This is a genomic window from Mesorhizobium sp. M0815, from assembly GCF_040319995.1.
Lineage (GTDB): Bacteria > Pseudomonadota > Alphaproteobacteria > Rhizobiales > Rhizobiaceae > Mesorhizobium.
In genome coordinates, this window is the sequence record NZ_JAMYOU010000018.1 from 49,104 (window position 1) to 65,934 (window position 16,831).

Annotated in this window: 20 protein-coding genes; 11 read left to right on the forward strand and 9 right to left on the reverse strand. The window is 63.2% G+C overall.

Going from position 1 to position 16,831, the window contains the following annotated elements:
- Positions 1–404: 404 nt before the first annotated feature.
- Entirely contained in the window at positions 405–1,217 is an 813-nt protein-coding gene (locus tag NKI01_RS20065) for a class I SAM-dependent methyltransferase (RefSeq protein ID WP_031194473.1), read from the reverse strand.
- Positions 1,218–1,405: 188 nt separating this feature from the next.
- Here NKI01_RS20065 and NKI01_RS20070 point away from each other — a divergent pair, with 188 nt between their 5' ends.
- The gene (locus NKI01_RS20070; RefSeq protein WP_023720624.1) at positions 1,406–1,828 is read left to right on the forward strand and encodes a hypothetical protein; all 423 of its coding nucleotides are present in this window, start codon (positions 1,406–1,408) and stop codon (positions 1,826–1,828) included.
- A 198-nt stretch (positions 1,829–2,026) separates the two neighbouring features.
- Here NKI01_RS20070 and NKI01_RS20075 read toward each other — a convergent pair whose 3' ends face one another.
- Positions 2,027–2,623 (reverse strand): cation efflux transmembrane domain-containing protein, encoded by a 597-nt coding sequence (locus tag NKI01_RS20075; protein WP_023720625.1) that lies wholly within the window; start codon positions 2,621–2,623, stop codon positions 2,027–2,029.
- Between the two features lie 113 nt (positions 2,624–2,736).
- Here NKI01_RS20075 and NKI01_RS20080 point away from each other — a divergent pair, with 113 nt between their 5' ends.
- From NKI01_RS20080 to NKI01_RS20115, 8 genes are all read left to right on the forward strand, one after another.
- Positions 2,737–3,144: a hypothetical protein gene (locus NKI01_RS20080; RefSeq protein ID WP_031194474.1), complete on the forward strand. Its 408-nt coding sequence runs from the start codon at positions 2,737–2,739 to the stop codon at positions 3,142–3,144.
- A gap of 131 nt (positions 3,145–3,275) precedes the next feature.
- Positions 3,276–4,712 carry a multicopper oxidase family protein gene (locus tag NKI01_RS20085; protein ID WP_352964361.1) on the forward strand — a complete coding sequence of 479 codons (1,437 nt, stop codon included), beginning with the start codon at positions 3,276–3,278 and terminating at the stop codon, positions 4,710–4,712.
- Positions 4,713–4,740: 28 nt separating this feature from the next.
- A complete protein-coding gene (locus NKI01_RS20090; protein WP_023720628.1) occupies positions 4,741–5,181 on the forward strand; it encodes a DUF411 domain-containing protein in 441 nt (146 codons plus the stop codon).
- A 7-nt stretch (positions 5,182–5,188) separates the two neighbouring features.
- Positions 5,189–5,716, forward strand: coding sequence for a TlpA disulfide reductase family protein (locus NKI01_RS20095; protein ID WP_352494452.1), 528 nt, complete (start codon positions 5,189–5,191; stop codon positions 5,714–5,716).
- 13 nt (positions 5,717–5,729) lie between these two features.
- Positions 5,730–6,467: an SCO family protein gene (locus NKI01_RS20100; protein WP_031194475.1), complete on the forward strand. Its 738-nt coding sequence runs from the start codon at positions 5,730–5,732 to the stop codon at positions 6,465–6,467.
- Positions 6,468–6,518: 51 nt separating this feature from the next.
- Complete coding sequence (locus NKI01_RS20105) at positions 6,519–7,298, forward strand: DsbA family protein (protein WP_352964363.1); 780 nt, start codon at positions 6,519–6,521, stop codon at positions 7,296–7,298.
- Complete coding sequence (locus NKI01_RS20110) at positions 7,295–7,861, forward strand: hypothetical protein (RefSeq protein WP_023720632.1); 567 nt, start codon at positions 7,295–7,297, stop codon at positions 7,859–7,861. The genes NKI01_RS20105 and NKI01_RS20110 overlap by 4 nt, the downstream gene beginning before the upstream one ends.
- Before the next feature lie 113 nt (positions 7,862–7,974).
- Positions 7,975–8,139 carry a hypothetical protein gene (locus NKI01_RS20115; protein ID WP_352589569.1) on the forward strand — a complete coding sequence of 55 codons (165 nt, stop codon included), beginning with the start codon at positions 7,975–7,977 and terminating at the stop codon, positions 8,137–8,139.
- Positions 8,140–8,262: 123 nt separating this feature from the next.
- Here NKI01_RS20115 and NKI01_RS20120 read toward each other — a convergent pair whose 3' ends face one another.
- The 3 genes from NKI01_RS20120 to NKI01_RS20130 are packed head-to-tail and all read right to left on the reverse strand — an operon-like array spanning position 8,263 to position 11,257.
- The gene (locus NKI01_RS20120) at positions 8,263–9,483 is read right to left on the reverse strand and encodes an NAD(P)/FAD-dependent oxidoreductase (protein WP_352484016.1); all 1,221 of its coding nucleotides are present in this window, start codon (positions 9,481–9,483) and stop codon (positions 8,263–8,265) included.
- Positions 9,480–10,193 carry a methyltransferase domain-containing protein gene (locus NKI01_RS20125; RefSeq protein ID WP_023720635.1) on the reverse strand — a complete coding sequence of 238 codons (714 nt, stop codon included), beginning with the start codon at positions 10,191–10,193 and terminating at the stop codon, positions 9,480–9,482. Before NKI01_RS20125 ends, NKI01_RS20120 begins: the two co-directional genes overlap by 4 nt.
- Positions 10,190–11,257, reverse strand: a complete 1,068-nt coding sequence (locus tag NKI01_RS20130; protein ID WP_023720636.1) for a type III polyketide synthase — start codon at positions 11,255–11,257, stop codon at positions 10,190–10,192. Before NKI01_RS20130 ends, NKI01_RS20125 begins: the two co-directional genes overlap by 4 nt.
- Positions 11,258–11,520: 263 nt before the next feature.
- Here NKI01_RS20130 and cueR point away from each other — a divergent pair, with 263 nt between their 5' ends.
- Positions 11,521–11,919: a Cu(I)-responsive transcriptional regulator gene (gene cueR, locus NKI01_RS20135; RefSeq protein ID WP_031194477.1), complete on the forward strand. Its 399-nt coding sequence runs from the start codon at positions 11,521–11,523 to the stop codon at positions 11,917–11,919.
- Entirely contained in the window at positions 11,916–12,473 is a 558-nt protein-coding gene (locus NKI01_RS20140) for a cytochrome c (RefSeq protein ID WP_352855734.1), read from the forward strand. The genes cueR and NKI01_RS20140 overlap by 4 nt, the downstream gene beginning before the upstream one ends.
- 5 nt (positions 12,474–12,478) lie before the next feature.
- Here NKI01_RS20140 and atzF read toward each other — a convergent pair whose 3' ends face one another.
- From atzF to NKI01_RS20160, 4 genes are read right to left on the reverse strand one after another with little or no spacing between them, the layout of a single operon-like run.
- Entirely contained in the window at positions 12,479–14,287 is a 1,809-nt protein-coding gene (atzF, locus tag NKI01_RS20145; protein WP_352964365.1) for an allophanate hydrolase, read from the reverse strand.
- The gene (locus NKI01_RS20150; RefSeq protein ID WP_023720640.1) at positions 14,284–14,634 is read right to left on the reverse strand and encodes a cupin domain-containing protein; all 351 of its coding nucleotides are present in this window, start codon (positions 14,632–14,634) and stop codon (positions 14,284–14,286) included. The genes atzF and NKI01_RS20150 overlap by 4 nt, the downstream gene beginning before the upstream one ends.
- Positions 14,627–15,295, reverse strand: coding sequence for a cysteine hydrolase family protein (locus NKI01_RS20155; RefSeq protein WP_023720641.1), 669 nt, complete (start codon positions 15,293–15,295; stop codon positions 14,627–14,629). Before NKI01_RS20155 ends, NKI01_RS20150 begins: the two co-directional genes overlap by 8 nt.
- Positions 15,295–16,827 (reverse strand): ABC transporter ATP-binding protein, encoded by a 1,533-nt coding sequence (locus NKI01_RS20160; protein WP_023720642.1) that lies wholly within the window; start codon positions 16,825–16,827, stop codon positions 15,295–15,297. Before NKI01_RS20160 ends, NKI01_RS20155 begins: the two co-directional genes overlap by 1 nt.
- Between the last annotated feature and the right edge of the window lie 4 nt (positions 16,828–16,831).

Sequence of the window (16,831 nt, forward strand, 5' to 3'; positions counted from 1 at the left end):
GATTGGGCGACGGTCAAACCGAAAAACGCCCTCCAAAACCTGCATAGTTGGCAAAACTGCCCTCCAATGATGACTTTGCTGCCCGTTTTTGTCGGCCGAGTCAAGAAAGCGAAATGACTAGACCTTGCTGGGCGGAGTCGGCGACGGCTGCCAAAGTGAAGCCAGGCCGACCAGAATCGCGCCGCCGGCAGCCGCCGCCATCAAGCCCCGGCGATCGGTCGAACTGGCGATTATCGACCTGCCACTTGTCGACCTGCCACTCGGGCGAATGAACGATTAACGTCCGGGAATTCAGGATAGCGGCAAGACGTTTGCTGCTCAGCGCTGGAACGGAATATCCAGCACCTCAAGCAAATTCCAGGAAAAGTGTGAAACGGTTTTCCGCCCGGAAAACGATGAACCGTTCAGACCACAGCCATGATTATGTGAGCCTGGATTTTGGCAGCAACCCCGCCGCTGCCATGCCTGTCTGCAATCGCGGCTGCGGCGTAGTCGGTTGCAGCATCCAGTTTTCCCGCCTCCCTGGCCTCGATTTCGTTGCGAAGGAGAGTGCCCTGGCAATAAGCAACGGCCGGAAGGCGCGGCGAGGAGGCACGGCTTTGTTCGGCCCTCGTCTCGATCACCACACCGGAAAAACCTGCGTCCTCCAGTTCGCGGCGGATCAGTGCCGTATCGTGGTAGCCATGCGGCGTGCGGGCCAGAAAGCGCGGCGGATCGTTCGGAAAAATCCGCGCCAGAGCATTCGTCACATCGTCGGCAAATACATTCTCCTCGATGCGATCCCATACGCTGAATAGGAAATGTCCGCCAGGCTTCAGAACTCGCCGGGCTTCGCGGTAGGCAGATGAGCGGTTGGGAAAGAACATCGCACCGAACTGACAACAAACGAGATCGAAGGCCGCATTTTCAAACGGCAGCGCCAGAGCATCGGCCTGGCGCCATTCGATGCGATCGTCGGGAGCTTGCCGCGAAGCGGCGTAGTCGAGCATCGGCTGGTTGAGGTCGGTTACGACATAGCTTGCACCGGAGGACAGTTTTGGCGCCAATGCGCGGGTCACAACACCGGTGCCCGCGGCGGTTTCCAGAACGGCCCTGGGCGACAAGGACGCGGCCCGTCGTGCAAGATCTGCGGCGAACGGCTCGAAAATCAACGGCACCATATAGCGGTCGTAGTTTTCCGGAATCGAGCCAGCGAACACCTTGTCCGTTTCCAACATTGCTATCCCCCGCCGTCCGTTTTATGGCTCGTCAGCATAGCATGGAATTGTCTGTTTTTCGGTCGCATTCGACCGAGCGGCGGTTCGCTCATGGACCCTCCGAAACGGCGTTCTGCAGTTATCTGCAAATGTGCTAACATAGAGTGGCCATGCACATTGGTGCGCGGCCAACATAATGGGAGGACGCGATGAAAACCATAAATCGCAGGTCTGCAATTGCGCTCGGCGTGACGGCGGCCGCGGTAACGCCTTTGTTCACGCTGGCGGCAGCTGCAAAGGCCAAGAAATACGGCCCGAAGGAAGGCAGGGAAATAGCCCCCGGCGTCAGGGTAGTTGAGGTCGGCACCGGCAATTCCGATATCCCCGCCTACAAGAGCATCTCAATTGTCGATGTGGTCTTTCAGCCGGGAGCAGCCGCTCCCGCAATGGTAATGGACAACGACATGGTATGTACCATTGCCGCCGGTGAATTCACGATCAAGAAAGCCGACAAGCAATTCAAGCTCAAGGAAGGTGACATGTATACCTGCTCCAAGGGCAAGACCGAGGCGGCAGCCAACACCAGCAAGGTGGTCGGCATCCACCGCATCGCCGTCTTGATACCTGCCTAGCGCATGCCAACGAAAACCGGCCCGCGTCCTCGTCCGGGACGCGGGCCTTTTTGATGATGTTCGTGGCGGTTTCTCTCTCGGTCCGCTTTGCAAGTGTGCGTTTATATTAGAGATCACGCAAGTTTCTGGATCACTGCCGGCCGGTATGCGCCCTGCATTGGCGGATTAGCAATCCGGCAGCGCGCTGAGCGTTTGGCTTCACGAAACGGCTCGGTGCTCTTCCCGGGCAGCCTCCCAGACCTCGCGCGCCGCGTCTGCATTCAGTGCCGCAATTCCCAGCCCGACGATCAGATCCGGCCATGCCGAGCGCCATAGGAAGGCGGTCACCAGTCCGGCCAGTATGATCGCGATGTTGGCGACGGCGTCGTTGCGGGCCGAGAGGAATGCCGCCCTGGTAAGACTGCCGCTGTGGTGGCGGTAGCGCGCCAGCATGTAGGCGCATGACAGGTTGACCGCCAAGGCGCCCAACCCCGCCAGCGTCAGGGCCGTTGGCTGCGGCGGCACCGGCATGTTGAACTTTTCCCACGCGGTCCACAGCGTCGCCAGGCCCGGCACCAAAAGGATAAGTGCCAGCGCCATGCCGACCCGCGAGCGGGCACGCAGCGACCATCCCATGGCGAGCAGTATCAGGAGGTTGACCGAGGCATCTTCCAGGAAATCGACGCTGTCGGCGAACAGCGACACCGAGCCGATCGCCAGCGCCACGGCGAATTCAATGCCGAAATAACCGAGGTTCAGCAGCGCGACGACAAGCACCACCCGGCGAAGGCCGTCCGACGTAATGGCTTGCTGCATGGTCTGTCCCGATGTGATGGTGTTGATGTTATTGCTGGCCGCCCCGGCTCTCGATGGTCTCGATCTCGCAGGGGCTTGCAAAAACCGCTATTTGAGGCCAGCCTAGGCCGAACATGGCACGTCTGTCACCAAAACACCTCCTGACTATGCTGCTCGCGGTCCTCGTGATCGCCGGGTTCAGCCTGTCCGCCGCTCAGGCTGCCGTCATGTCGGCCAGGATGGCGATCGACAGCCGCATGACCATGGCCGCAGATGCCGGCACCACCGACGCCGACATGGCCAAGATGGCCGATGCCAAGGGCGGCGACTGCAGCGCTTGCCTCAAGAGCTCGGCCGACAACGACAAACCGATGCAATGTGCGCCGACCTGCGTCGCACCGGTTCTGGCGGTGCTGCCGGAAGCTCTCCCCGTGACGGGACTGCTGCGGGCAGAGCTGCCGCCGGCGCTTCCCGCCGCGTTCCTGCACGGGCGAAGTCTGTTGCCCGAGCCATTCCCTCCAAGACCCAGCGCTCTCGTCTGACGCCGTTTCTGCCGTTTCCGCGGCTGATTGGCGGCGTTTGATCGTCCGGCTGCGCACAATGCGCAGCGGGCGCGGCAGCAATCCAATCGACGTCGCGACGTTCGCCGTCGGTTACCGCAGGGGTCACAAGGGTGAATTCCGTTTCAAGTCCGTTCATAACGCGCCGCAAATTCCTGTTTGCGGCAGCGAGCATTGCCGCCTCCGTGCCGATCCGCCCTGCACTGGCGCTGGCTACCGGCGAACACCGGATCAGGGTGGCGCCAGGCCAGGCACGGCTCACCGGCCCCGATGGTCCGCGCACTCCGGTATGGGCCTATGATGGCACGGTCCCCGGCCCGACACTGCGCTTACGCCAGGGGCGGCCCGCTCGCATCATCGTTGAGAACGGACTGGGCGAGGACACCACGGTTCACTGGCACGGCATCCGGCTGCCGAACGCGATGGACGGCGTGCCGGGATTGACCCAACCGCCGATCAGGCCGGGCGAAAATTTCGTGTACGAGTTCACCCCGCCCGATGCCGGCACCTTCTGGTACCATCCGCATGCCGACAGCCTGGTTCAGCTTGGCCGTGGCCTTGCAGGCGCACTGATCGTCGAGGAAGCCGAACCGGTCGCGGTCGACCGCGAGCTTCTATGGCTGCTGCAGGACTGGCGGCTCACCAAGGATGGGCAAATCGCTGCCGGCTTCGGCAACATGATGGATGCAGCGATGTCGGGCCGCGTCGGCAATGTCGTCACCGTCAACGGTGCACCGCCGGCCGACCTGACCGTGAAGGCCGGCGAGCGCGTCAGGTTGCGGCTGGCCAATGCGTCACTCGCTCGCATCATGGCTTTGCGTTTCGAAGTCCACCGTCCGGTCATCGTCGCCATCGACGGCCAGCCCTGCGACCCGCATGAGCCGGAGGGCGGACGCCTGGTGCTGGCGCCTGCCATGCGCATCGATGTCGTGCTCGACATGCAGGGCGACCCGGGCAAGCGCTACGCGGTGATCGATGAGTTCTACGACGGCCTTGCCTACTCCCTGACCACGCTCGCCTACGACGCCGGCGCGCCGCTGCGCGACCATCCTCTCGATGCGCCGCTTCGTCTGCCGGCCAATCCGCTGCCGGCCCCCGACCTGGCCAAGGCCGAACGGCATGAAATCGTCCTGCAGGGCGGCATGATGGGCGGCGGCAAGCTGGCCGGCGTCGGCGGCATGATGGGCATGGCGATGCCCGGCATGAGCGGCGCCGCCGCCTGGGCAATCAACGGCATGTCGATGACCGGCGACGGCCACGCGGGCATGGCGCCACAGTTCACGCTGGAACGCGGCGCCAGCTGCCGTCTCACCATGCGCAACGAAACCGCGTGGTGGCATCCCATGCACGTCCACGGCTTCAGCCTGTCGGTGCTTTCGCGCAACGGCTCGCCAGTACCGCACCGGCAATGGCAGGACACGGTGCTGCTCGCCCCCAAAGACACGATCGAATGCGCCTTCGTTGCCGACAATCCCGGTGACTGGATGCTGCACTGCCATGTCGCCGATCACCAGATGGCCGGCCTGATGACAGTGTTCCGCGTGACCTGAAAGTTTTGTCCAACCAAGGAGAACTGCAATGAAACTGACCTACCGCCTAGCCGCACTGTCCCTGCTGATCGCAACGCCGCTGCCTGCCTTTGCCGCCACGATCAACGCCGTCATGTACAAGAACCCGCAATGCAGCTGCTGCGAATCCTACGCCAACTATCTCGAGCACAACGGCTTCAAGGTCGACATCAAGCCGGTCAACAATCTCTCTCAGATCAGCAGCGATGCCGGCGTGCCGGCCGACCTCGAAGGCTGCCACACGCTGATGGTCGACGGCTATGTCGTCGATGGCCTGGTGCCGGTCGAAATCGTCAAGAAGCTTTTGACCGAACGCCCTGCCATCACCGGCATAACGCTGGCCGGCATGCCGACGGGCGCTCCAGGCATGGGTGGTGAGAAGCAAGGCCCCTTCGTCGTCTACGCCTTCACCAAGGACGGCAAGGCGCCCACCGTCTACGCGACCGAGTGAGGCTATTGTGAGCAAACTGGCCATGGTCCTGATTGGCATGCTGCTGGCATTTTCGCTGCCGGTATCAGCCGCCGAGCCGCCGCAGAACTTTGTCGTTCACGAGGCGCCCGTCCCCGTACCGGAAATCAGCTTCGAGGATGGCAATGGCAAGCCGAAAACGCTTGCGGATTTCCGCGGCAAGGTCGTGCTGCTCAATCTCTGGGCGACATGGTGCGCGCCTTGCCGCAAGGAGATGCCGACGCTCGATCGTCTGCAGGCCAAACTGGGCGGTCCGGATTTCGAGGTCGTCGCGCTGTCCATGGACCGTGCCGGTCCGGAGGTTGTGAAGAAGTTCTTTGCCGAGATCGGCATCAAGCACCTCGCCCTCAACATCGATGCCTCGGGCAAGGCCATGTTCGCCATCGGCTCCGTCGGCCTTCCGGCAACCCTGCTGATCAATCGCGACGGCAAGGAGATCGGCCGGCTGATTGGGCCGGCCGAATGGGACGCGCCCGACATGGTCGACTTCATCGGCAGCCGCATCGCTGCCGAGTGAGAAAGGAACAGATATGTCCGGGTTGAAGGCTCACTGCCTTGCATCGGCTTTGAACGAGTGGAGATGTTTGCTGCTGGGCGCCATTGCCATTGCGGCGCTGACCGTGGGGTTTTCGTATCGGGCGCAAGCCCACTCGCTCGACGAAATCGACACCATGCTTGAGGGCGACGAGAAATATTTCCAAACGATCGACAAGCCGGCGCCTGAATTCACGCTGCGCACCGCCGATGGGCGTGTCGTGCGAACGGCAGATCTGCGCGGCAAGGTGGTCGTCCTCCACTTCATCTACACATCGTGCCCGGATGTATGCCCCCTGCATGCCGAGAAGATCGCCGAGGTCCAGAAAATGGTGAACGGCACGCCGATGAGAGGCCAGGTCAGCTTTGTGACCATCACCACCGACCCCGCCAGGGACACGCCGGACGTGCTGCGCAGCTACGGGCAGACGCACGGGCTCGATCCCGTCAATTGGCTGTTCCTGACCACGACGGCGGATCAGCCGGAGGATGCGACCCGCAGACTGGCGGAGGCCTTCGGCCACAAGTTCACACTGACGGACGATGGTTATCAGATGCACGGCACCGTCACCCATGTGATCGACAAGGAGGGCCGCTGGCGGGCGAATTTCCATGGCCTGAATTTCGCTGCGGTCAATCTCGTCACCTTCGTCAATGCGCTCACCAACAATGTCGAGCGCCCGCACCATGAGCCGGAAACGGGATGGTGGGCGACGATCAAGGGCATGTTCTGAGGCACCATTCACATGCCGGCGGTCCGGCGAAACAGAGGGAAGGAGAACCCTGTGATCCACAAATCCAATTCATGGCGCGGAGCCATCGGCAAAATGGCCCGTGCCTTCGTCCTGGCCGGTGCGACGGCCTGGCTCGCGCTCGGTCTCCACGGTCAGACGATCGCCGCGGGCGAGATGTCCCAGGACCAGTTCGACCAGCGCATCCACGATTATATCCTCGCGCATCCCGAGGTCGTCATGGAGGCGCTGCAGAGCCTCGATGCCCGCCAGCGCGAGGCCGCGGCAAAAGAGGCGAAGGCTGCCCTGGCGGCCAAGGCCGACGATATCTTCCGGGACCCGGCGAGCCCGGTCGGCGGCAACGCCGAAGGCGACGTCATCATGGTCGAGTTCTTTGACTACAACTGCCCCTATTGCCGCCAGGTTGCGCCGATCCTGGCGCAAGCCGTGGCCGACGATCCGCAGCTCAAAATCGTCTACAAGGAATTCCCGATCCTCAGCACGGATTCCGTATTTGCTTCCAAGGCGGCTCTCGCCGCAATGCGCCAGGGCAAGTACATGGCATTCCACAAGGCCTTGTATGCGGTGAAGACGCGGGTGACCGAAGCGGTCGTGCTGAAGGTTGCTGCCGACGTCGGTCTCGATGTGGCTAAGCTGAAGACCGACATGCAGCGGCCCGATATCCAGGCGTCGATCGACCGGAATACGCAACTGGCACAGGCGCTGAAGATCAGTGGAACGCCAAGCTTCGTCGTTGGCGAGCAGATTTTCCCCGGCGCGACCGACCTCGCAACGATGAAGAAACTGATCGAGCAAGCGAGGAACAGCAAATGAGCCGGATATGCCATCCAACCCGACGGACGGTTGTTCTGGGCAGCGCCTTTGGCGTCGCTGCGGTCGTCGGCTTGCTCAAGGGGCCGGATTTGACGATCGCCGCGGAGGATTCCGATCTGGTGCGCCGCTTCAAATATCTCAGCCAGAACGGCAACAGCACGTGTTCGGCCAAGTTCACGGAGTCGATTGCGACTATGCCGGCGATGTCGCGGATCACGGGCTCGTGCTGCAGCCCAATGGAGACAAAGCGCTATGCCGAGCAGGTGAACGGTTTGGCCAGGTACCGCGAGATCGCGATGATCCCGAACGATCCGTACGATATTCCGGCCGGCATCGCACAGAAGATGATGCCCTACTACGATGTGAAACTCTCCGGCGACGAGCAGCAGGCCTATGACTATGCGATGGCCAATTCCAACGAGAAAGGCCCTTGCTGCTGCCAATGCTGGCGCTGGAAAGTGTATGGCGGATTGGCGAAGTTCCTGATTCGCGAGCAAGGTTTCACCGGCAAGCAGGTCGTCGACGTCTGGGATCTCTCGGACGGCTGCGGCGGAGGTATGTGAGACGGACAGGACAGGACACTTCCGGTTGGCGGGACAAGGCGACAGGCGGCCGATCGGTTTCCTGGTCGTCTTGACCGAAGTCCCCGGCGAGCTAATTGCCTTCGCAGTCGCCGATGCTTACCGACGAAGGCGGGCCTTCACTGACCGTAAAGGTGATTGCAATGATGAATGGTCCAATGGATACGTGGATGATGGGCGGCATGGCACTCGTCTGGGTCCTGGTGTTCGTCGCCCTCTTGCTCGCGATTGCAGCCTTGGTCAAATACCTGCGAACCTGAAGCCGCGGACGCAGTCAGGTATACGACTATGCGATGACAAATTCCGGGGAGAAGGAGCCAGCTGCTGCCAACTGTGGCGGTGGCATGTAAGGCGACCAGGGCAGCACGACGCCGCGTCACTCGTCAGGCAAAGCCGGGAACCCGCTTGGTCTTGCCGCTCAGTTGCGCGCCCAGTGTCAGTGTCTGCGGGAAATTCCGGACGATCGCCGCCATCAAGGTGGCGCTGCCGGGGCGAAGGGCAATTCCGGCAAGGGCCGCGGCAGCGTAGACCCGTGTCGAAAACAGTCTTTTCCAGGCCGCCTCATAGCGCCTGGCGGCAGCCTCGCGCCCTGCTCGGCCACCTGGCGCGCATGCGAGTTCGCAAGCCAGCAGCCAGCCGGACTGCAGCGCCATCGAGATACCCTCGGCGATAACAGGATGAGACTCTCCGGCTGCGTTGCCGACGCGGAAGATGTCCTCTTCGTAGAACGAGCGAATTCCCGGCCGGATCGGACCTGCGGCAAGCCACGGACCGTCGAGAAGCGCCGGTTCCAGAGCGTCCCGCACGCCCCGGCATGAGTCGACGAGATGGCGGGAGACCGCATCGGCGGCCGGCACATGGCTCCGGTGTTTGGGGCCATGTTGTTTACGCAACCGCGCCAGCATATCGCGGCGAATGCAGCACGAGATCGACAAGCGGCCATGATCGGCCGAGACCATGCCGCCATAGCCGCCGGGGAAGGCCAGCAGAGGCATCAAATCCGGCGCCAGCGACGACCCGGTGAAATGCGCCTTGAAGCCGAGCAGGTCCGACGGGCGATTGGCCTTTGCGAGCTGGCTGGGCAGCGGCCCCGGTTCCCAGGAGCCGTGTGCGGCGACAATCACCGGGGCGCGCAACATCGCCGTTTCGTCCCCGGCTTGAATTCGTACCCTTTGCATCTCGCCGTCCCGGTCGATGGCGACGGCGCGGCAGGGCTGGAAGATTTCGACACCCGCCGATCGCGCCGTCTGCAAAAGCAGAGAGTCGAGAATGTCCCGGCCGAGTGCCCGGCCGAAGCCGTCTTTTGCAGGAGGCCCAGCTCCTGCACGTGGCATTGCCGCCTCGACGCAGGTTTCGCCGGAAAACAAACCGACGCGGCGGATTTCGGGGCCGGCATCGGTACGCCAGGCATCGCCGATCTCCAGCTGGTCGAGAAGCGCAAGATTGCTTGCCGAGATGTATTCGCCGCAGACCTTGCGGCGCGGAAATGCGGTCTTTTCCACAATTGCCACGGCCCATCCGCGCCGGGCCAGCGTGAGCGCGACGGACGTCCCCGCCGGGCCGGCACCGATGACGATCGCGTCATGAGTCGACAATCGCGTCATGAGTCGCTGCCGGCACTGGCGCCGACGAAGATGTGGGAGAAGAGGCCGGCGCGCCGCTCCTCGACCGGTTTGCCGTTGGCCGCAAGCCAGAGACCGGAAAGCTCGCTGCCGCGAAAGCCGGCACGCACGCTTTGCGCCGCATCGTTTCGTGTGACGTCATTGGCGCCGATTGCCGGGAGAAGACGGGTCGCGGCCAGCGCCAGTTTCGCCCGCAACGGCTCAGTCGCCAGCAGCAACGGGGCTTTCGGCCTGATCAGCGAAAACAGACGCACGAGCTGCGCATCGTCGAGATGATGCAGGAACAGATTGACCGTGACGGCGTCGAACCGTGCGCCCTCGATCTTTCCTGCCCAGTCGAAGACATCGGCGGTGATCCCTTCAGCCTTCCATCCCAGCCTGTCAAAATCGCCGCGCAATTGCGCGGTGACGAGGCTGACGCGGTCGAGCATCATCAGTTCGACCCCAGGCCAATGCCTGGCCATGCGCCGCGCCACCGCCAGCATGAAGGAGCCATCGCCGGCGCCGATCTCCAGAATGCGGCGTGGCGGCTTTGGCACAAACCTCCTGAGCAACGACGTCATGATCGGCACCTGAAACATCAGCATATTGATGCGCCGAAGGTCGCGGCGCGCGGTCAGCGCTCGCGGATCGTCGGCCGCAAGGCCGTCAAGGATTTCCGGCGCAAGCTGCCGATGCTCCAGGCCGCTCATGACACCGTTCGAAAGAGCATGGTTTCGGCCGTCAGCCCGGGTCCGAACGACATGCCGCAGCCGAGCAGGCCGGCAGGCGCCTTCAGCATCTCTTTCATCACGAACATGACGGTCGCCGACGACATGTTCCCGTATTGGCGCAACACCGCGCGCGATGGTTCCAGCGCGGTGGGCTCCAGTTCCAGAGCCCTTTCGACGGCATCGAGCACCGAACGCCCACCCGGGTGCACGGCCCAAAGGTCGATCGCCTCGGTCGGCCGGCCACCGAGGATGGCGGCCTGGTTGCTCCGCAACGCTTCATGAATCGCTGCCGGCACTTGGCCGGAAAGAACCATTTCGAATCCGTGGTCGCGAATATTCCAGCGCATCAGATCCCGCCGCTCCCTCGCCACCAGACAGTGAAAGCTATCGAGCTCGATGCCGAGCGGCTCGGAAGTGATGAGCGCAGCCGCACAGCCGTCTCCCCAGAGGCAGAACGACAGCAGTTTTTCCAGTTCGGTGGTTTGACGCAGGTGCATCGTGCAGAGCTCGATATTGACCAGCAGGACCTTGGCCTGCGGGTCGGAGCGGACGATGTGACGCGCCAGCTTGAGGCCGTTGATCGCCGCGTAGCAACCCATGAAACCGATCATCGTGCGTTCGACCCCGTTCGGCAGCCCGCAACGCGCAACCAGCTCGAGATCGATGCCCGGCGCCGAAAAACCGGTGCAGGTAGTGACGATAAGATGGGTGATGCGGGAAGCGTCGCCGCCAAGTTGCAATCCGTCGATGCCCTTTTGCGCCAGAACAGGTGCGGCATCGTCGAACATCGCCATTCTCATGGCCGTTCCGGGAAACGCGCCCCGAATGAAGGTCCCGGCCAGGTCGGCGGATGGTCCTTCGGGATCGGACGCCGGCGCAAAGCAGGAATAGCGGTGCTCGATGCCGGCAAGATCGGCCATGCGTTCGAAGATCCTCCGGCGATCGGCCGCGAGCATCGAGGCCGCGAAACGCAGGTAGAATTGATGAACCTCGTGCTCCGGCACCGCTGTCGCGATCCGGTTGATATAGGCCTTGACGGGCATGTTCTATCTCCTCGGCGTCTGCACGGCGTAACGTGCCGCCGGAGGGTCCTTGCTGATCGGTACCTGGTGCCGGGCGCCGAGTTTGAGCGCTGTTCGATAAACGTTTCCGAAAACTGATTTCTTCCCGAAGGTTCAGTATGCGCTGTTGGCAGGCAAACGGTTGGAGCCGGCGGGCGGTTGCGTCGGGCATCCAAAATCGCCACATCATGTTGACCTTCCATCTACTGGAAGGTCTATTTCCTCCGATAAAGGAGATTTCCGATATGAACATCGGCGTCGCATCCGAAAAATCCGGCCTACCGGCCAAGACGATCCGCTACTACGAGGACATCGGGCTCTTGCACCCGGCCCGGACAGACAATGGCTATCGCGATTACTCGACGGCCGATATTCACCGGCTGCGCTTCCTGCAGCGCTCGCGAAGCCTGGGGTTTTCGGTCGACGAATGCCGCCAGTTGCTCTCGCTGTACCAAGACAGGGAACGTGACAGCGCTGACGTGAAGGCGATCGCGAAAGCCAAGTTGGTGGAGATCGACAGGAAGATCGCCGAACTGGTCGGATTGCGTGGCTTGCTTCACCATCTGGTCAGTCACTGCCACGGCGACGAGCGGCCGGAGTGCCCGATCATCGACGAGTTGGCGGGACAAGGCGTGGCCCAGTGAGGCTCGCAGCCGCTCTAACAGTGCTGTCGCTTGCCTGCGTCTCTGTCGTGCTCGCTGCCGCCCATTCGAGCCGTGATGCGGTCATCGAGGCTCGCCAGGCCTCGATGAAGGAAATGGCTGCGGCGGCAAAGGCGATCGCCGGGATGTTCGACGGCAAGCGGGCGTATGACGCCGCGGCTTTCAAAGCGGCGGCCGAGGCCATCCGCGCCCGCACCGGCCCTTCCCTCATTGCCGAATTCCCCAGCGCGACATTGGGTGCGCCTTCAGGCGCCAAGCTGGATATCGACCCTGCCCGCGCGGAGTTCGAAGGGCTGGCTCGCCACATCGGGACGCTGGCCAGCGCCCTGGCCTCCGACGCCGAGCGGGTGCCGCCGCGCATTACCGACGACATGAGAATGGGTTCCGGCCCGGCGATGGGCGGTGGCAGCCTGCTTGGCAAGCGACCGGGGACGGCGGAAGCCGATCCCGCCAAATTGCCGGCGGAGCACCTCCTGCATCTCATCTTGCAGGATTGCTCGAGCTGCCACTCGAAGTTCCGGCAAAAGGTCGAGTGATGGCGTCAGCTCCGCAGCTGCTGATCCCCCATGAAATTGCGCCAGCCGCCGAAATGCGAAATCTCTTCTGCATCGGTAAGGCCGGCACTTTCAACGAGGAAGCCTTTCGGCGAAGTTCCGTCGTCGAGCAGAAGCGTCCCGATGCCGAGCGGCGGCGGGATCGCCGCGACGAAGCGACCGAAGGCTTGCGGCGACAGCCGCCAGACTTCGACCTCGATGGCTGTGCCCTTGCCATTGCAGGTGCGCTCGAGCCCCGGTCTCGACACCGACTGGCCGGCGAGTGCGTAAAGCCGGTAGAGCGGCGCCGTTCTCGCAGCCCGGGCGAAAATCGCGCCGAGCTGCTGCAACTGGCCGTTCAGCGCCATCCCCGATAGATGCGCGCCGACCACGGCCAGCTCGATCGTGCCTTCATCCACGTCCACGCGGATATCGCCACGCGGCGGCAGCGGCCAGCCGGTAGCGCCCAGCGCAAGGCCGCTTGCCGCATGGACATCGCGCGCAAGCGACGCCGTCAGATGGTCCTTGCCCGCCGCGGCAAGCAAGGTGACGCTCATCGGCAAACCGTCGCTGCGGGTTCCGGTCGGCACGGCGATGCCGCACATGTCGAGCAGATTGACGAAGTTGGTGTAGGTGCCGAGCCGGCTGTTGGTGACGATAGGGTCAGCCATCACCGCTTCGACTGTGTAATGCGTCGGCGCGGTCGGCACACAGAAAAGATCGACCGAGGCGATAACCGGCGCAAGCTTGGCCTTGTAGGCCTGCAAGGCATAGAGCCCGTTGAAGGCGTCCGCTGCGGAAAGTTTTCGCGCACCGCCGATGATCTGCCGCGTCACCGGATGCATGGCCGCCTCGTTGGCATCCATGAAGTCCCTGATCGCGGTGTAACGCTCGGCCACCCAGGCGCCCTCGTAAAGCAGATTGGCGGTGGCGTAGAAATCGCCGAACGGGATTTCGACCAGCCTGCAGCCCAGCGTCTCCAGCGAGGCAAGAGCGGCCTCGAAGCCCGCCTGCATCGCCTGGTCGCCGAAGAACGTCCGATCGGCCTTGGCCGGCACGCCAACCGTCAGCACCGGTGGGCGCGCGGCAAGCGGTTGGATGCCGAGGTCACGTGAATAGGGATCGGCGTCGTCCTTCGCCGCCGCGACCTCGAACACGCTGTAGGCGTCGTCGACGTTGAGTGCGAAGACGGAGACGCAGTCGAGCGTGCGGCAGGCCGGCACGACGCCGGCGGCCGACAGCGCGCCGACGCTCGGCTTCAGCCCGACGATGTTGTTGAGGCCGGCGGGTATGCGGCCCGAACCGGCGGTGTCGGTGCCGAGCGCGAACGAGACGATGCCACGCGCCGTCGCCACGGCCGAGCCGCATGAGGAGCCGCCCGGCACCAGTGTCGGGTCGATCGCATTCCTCGGGATTGGATAGGGCGTGCGCACGCCGACCAGGCCGGTAGCGAACTGGTCGAGATTGGTCTTGCCGACGACCAGCGCGCCGGCGGCCTTGAGCCGCGCGACGACGGTGGCGTCGTTCGCCGGCAAGTAGGCATATTCCGCGCAGGCCGCCGTGGTCGGCATGCCGGCAACATCGATGTTGTCCTTGACCGCGAACGGAACGCCCCACAGTGGCTTTGCCAACGGATCGAACGGGCCGAGCTTTTCCGCCTCGGCAAGCATCTCCGCCCTGCTCGCCAGATGGATGAAGATGCCCGGGTCATCGGCCGCCGCGAGCCGCGCATGGACCGTATCGATCATATCGCCAATACTGAGGCCGGCCTGATAGGCGGCGTGCAGGCTCGCTATGTCGAAGCGGATGTCGCTCATTCGGCCTCGCCCTGAATGACGACCGGCAGGTTCCACTGGATGAGTACGACGCAGCCGTCTTTTGTCCACACCGAATGCTCGGTTCCAACCGGGTTCAGGATCACACTGCCCGCTGCATAGTCGCCGTTCTCGTCGCTCTGCGAGCCTTCCAGCACGATGATCGTTTCCAGCCCGGCGTGGCGGTGACGCGGCACGCCGGCGCCCGCCCGGTAGTTGAGAATCGCGACCGACGGTTCCGTCGATCCCCCCTTGAGCAGCCAATGCACCGTGATGCCTTCGCGAAAAGGCTCGAATGGCAGATCACGCCAGCCCCCTTGGATGAGGGCCTGGTATGCAATGTTAGGCATTGGAAATTCCCTCGAGCACCTGGTCCGTTGTCGCCGTCCAGCCGACGATCGCGCCCTGCGCCCTGATCATGGCAAGGGCTGCCGTCTTGAACTCCGGAAAATAGCTCTCCGTCGCATCCTCCGCCAGCAGGCATTCATAGCCGCGGTCGTTGGCCTCGCGCATCGTCGTCTGCACGCAGACCTCCGTCGTCACCCCGGCAAAGACCAGTTGCTGTGCGCCGAGCCGCTTGAGGTCATCGCCGAAGCTGGTGGCATAGAACGCGCCCTTGCCGGGTTTTTCGATGACGATCTCGCCAGGCAATGGTGCAAGTTCATCGAGGATCGCCGTTCCCGGTTCGCCGACGATCAGCACGCGACCCATGGGACCGATATCGCCGATGCGGATCGACGGATTGCCGCGATTGCGCTTGGCCGGCGGCAGATCCGAAAAATCTGCCTTGTGGCACTCCATCGTGTGGATCACCGGCAGGCCAGCGGCGCGAAACCCTTCGAGCAGCCTTTTCACCGTGGGCACGATCGCCGTGATCCGGCTGACGTCGTTGCCGAGGCTGGCGCCGAAGCCGCCGGGCTCGGCGAAATCGCGCTGCATGTCGATGACGACCAGCGCCATCGCCTCAGGCTTGAAGGCAAACGGGAACGGCAGCGCCTCGATCTCCGCCATCAATGATGTCCCGCCATGTGCTCGCCGATCGTCTGCACGCTCGCCTGCGCGATCGGCGTCTCGTAGACCAGCGCGCCATCCGACATGACGAAGATGCGGTCCGAGAGCTCAAGCAGCTCGTCGAGGTCCTCCGACATCAAAAGGACTGCAGCACCGGCATTGCGCGCCTTCATGATGCGGGCGCGTATTTCGGCGACGGCGGAGAAGTCGAGGCCGAAGCAGGGGTTCGACACGATGAGCAAATCGACCTCGCCGGTCAGTTCCCGCGCCAGCACCGCGCGCTGCACATTGCCGCCCGACAATGATGAAATCGGCGAAGCGAGCGAGGCCGTCTTGACCTTGAACTGTTCGACAAGACGGGCCGCGTAGTCCCTGATCGCGCTCATCCTGATCCAGTTGACCGGCTTGCCGGCCTCGTTGAGGTCGAAGGTCCGGAAGGCCATGTTTTCGGCCACCGTCATCCGCGGTGCGCAGGCATTGCGCAATGGCTCCTCCGGAATGAAGCGGACATTGAGCGTGCGCGCCTCGCTGCGGCTGGCACCATAGGGCGAGCCTTTCACCAGAACGTCGCCCGCATTGCGTGCCCGCTGTCCGGCAAGGACTTCGAGAAACTCCTTCTGGCCGTTGCCGGAGATGCCGGCGATGCCGACGATCTCGCCGGACTTCACGTCGAGCTCGCCGATGTCGATGCTTTTCAAGCCGGTGCGGTCAGGCGCCTTCAGCGACTTTACCGTCAGCACCTGCCTGGCGCCGGCCGGCACCGGAGCGCGACTGTCGAGTGCTGCAATCGGTTGGTCGCCGATCATCATCGCCGCCATCTGCTTGTGCGAAAGTTCGGAGACCTTTCCGGTTCCGGTCAGCCTGCCCTTGCGCAACACGGTGATGTCGTCGGCAAAGGCCGTCACCTCGTGGAATTTGTGCGAGATCATCAGCACGGTGAGGTCGCCTGTCCTGGTCATGTCGCGCACCAGGCCAAGCACTTCCTGTGCCTCGCCAGGGGTGAGCACCGAAGTCGGCTCGTCGAGCACCAGGAAACTGCGGCCGAGATAGAGCTGCTTGACGATTTCGAGCTTCTGCTTCTCGCCGGCCGCAAGTTCCGCCACCTTGACGTCGAGCGGCAGCTTGAACGGCATCCGCTGCATGAATTGCGCAAGTGCGGCGCGCTCCTTGCGCCAGTCGATGACGCCCGGCACTTTCTCGCGGGAAATGACCAGGTTTTCCGCACCGGTCAGCGACGGGACGAGGGTAAAATGCTGATAGACCATGCCTAGCCCGAGCGCCGAGGCATCCTTCGGGCTGGCTATCGCGACCTCGCGGGCATCGACCAGCATGTCGCCGGCGGTCGGGCGGTAAAAACCCATCATGCATTTGACCAGCGTCGACTTGCCGGCACCGTTTTCGCCGAGCAGCGCATGGAATGATCCCGCTGGCACCTTGATCGAGACATCGTCCAGCGCGGTGAAGGCGCCGAAGCGCATGGTCATGCCGATAGTCTCGACGCCGACGGCTTTCTTGACGATGGTTCCGCTCAAGATC

Bases quoted from the DNA above. Each gene is read 5' to 3' on its own strand.
- NKI01_RS20065 (WP_031194473.1), bottom strand. From the start codon at position 1,217: ATGTTGGAAACGGACAAGGTGTTCGCTGGCTCGATTCCGGAAAACTAC.
- NKI01_RS20070 (WP_023720624.1), top strand. From the start codon at position 1,406: ATGAAAACCATAAATCGCAGGTCTGCAATTGCGCTCGGCGTGACGGCG.
- NKI01_RS20075 (WP_023720625.1), bottom strand. From the start codon at position 2,623: ATGCAGCAAGCCATTACGTCGGACGGCCTTCGCCGGGTGGTGCTTGTC.
- NKI01_RS20080 (WP_031194474.1), top strand. From the start codon at position 2,737: ATGGCACGTCTGTCACCAAAACACCTCCTGACTATGCTGCTCGCGGTC.
- NKI01_RS20090 (WP_023720628.1), top strand. From the start codon at position 4,741: ATGAAACTGACCTACCGCCTAGCCGCACTGTCCCTGCTGATCGCAACG.
- NKI01_RS20100 (WP_031194475.1), top strand. From the start codon at position 5,730: ATGTCCGGGTTGAAGGCTCACTGCCTTGCATCGGCTTTGAACGAGTGG.
- NKI01_RS20110 (WP_023720632.1), top strand. From the start codon at position 7,295: ATGAGCCGGATATGCCATCCAACCCGACGGACGGTTGTTCTGGGCAGC.
- NKI01_RS20115 (WP_352589569.1), top strand. From the start codon at position 7,975: ATGCTTACCGACGAAGGCGGGCCTTCACTGACCGTAAAGGTGATTGCA.
- NKI01_RS20120 (WP_352484016.1), bottom strand. From the start codon at position 9,483: ATGACGCGATTGTCGACTCATGACGCGATCGTCATCGGTGCCGGCCCG.
- NKI01_RS20125 (WP_023720635.1), bottom strand. From the start codon at position 10,193: ATGAGCGGCCTGGAGCATCGGCAGCTTGCGCCGGAAATCCTTGACGGC.
- NKI01_RS20130 (WP_023720636.1), bottom strand. From the start codon at position 11,257: ATGCCCGTCAAGGCCTATATCAACCGGATCGCGACAGCGGTGCCGGAG.
- cueR (WP_031194477.1), top strand. From the start codon at position 11,521: ATGAACATCGGCGTCGCATCCGAAAAATCCGGCCTACCGGCCAAGACG.
- atzF (WP_352964365.1), bottom strand. From the start codon at position 14,287: ATGAGCGACATCCGCTTCGACATAGCGAGCCTGCACGCCGCCTATCAG.
- NKI01_RS20150 (WP_023720640.1), bottom strand. From the start codon at position 14,634: ATGCCTAACATTGCATACCAGGCCCTCATCCAAGGGGGCTGGCGTGAT.
- NKI01_RS20155 (WP_023720641.1), bottom strand. From the start codon at position 15,295: ATGGCGGAGATCGAGGCGCTGCCGTTCCCGTTTGCCTTCAAGCCTGAG.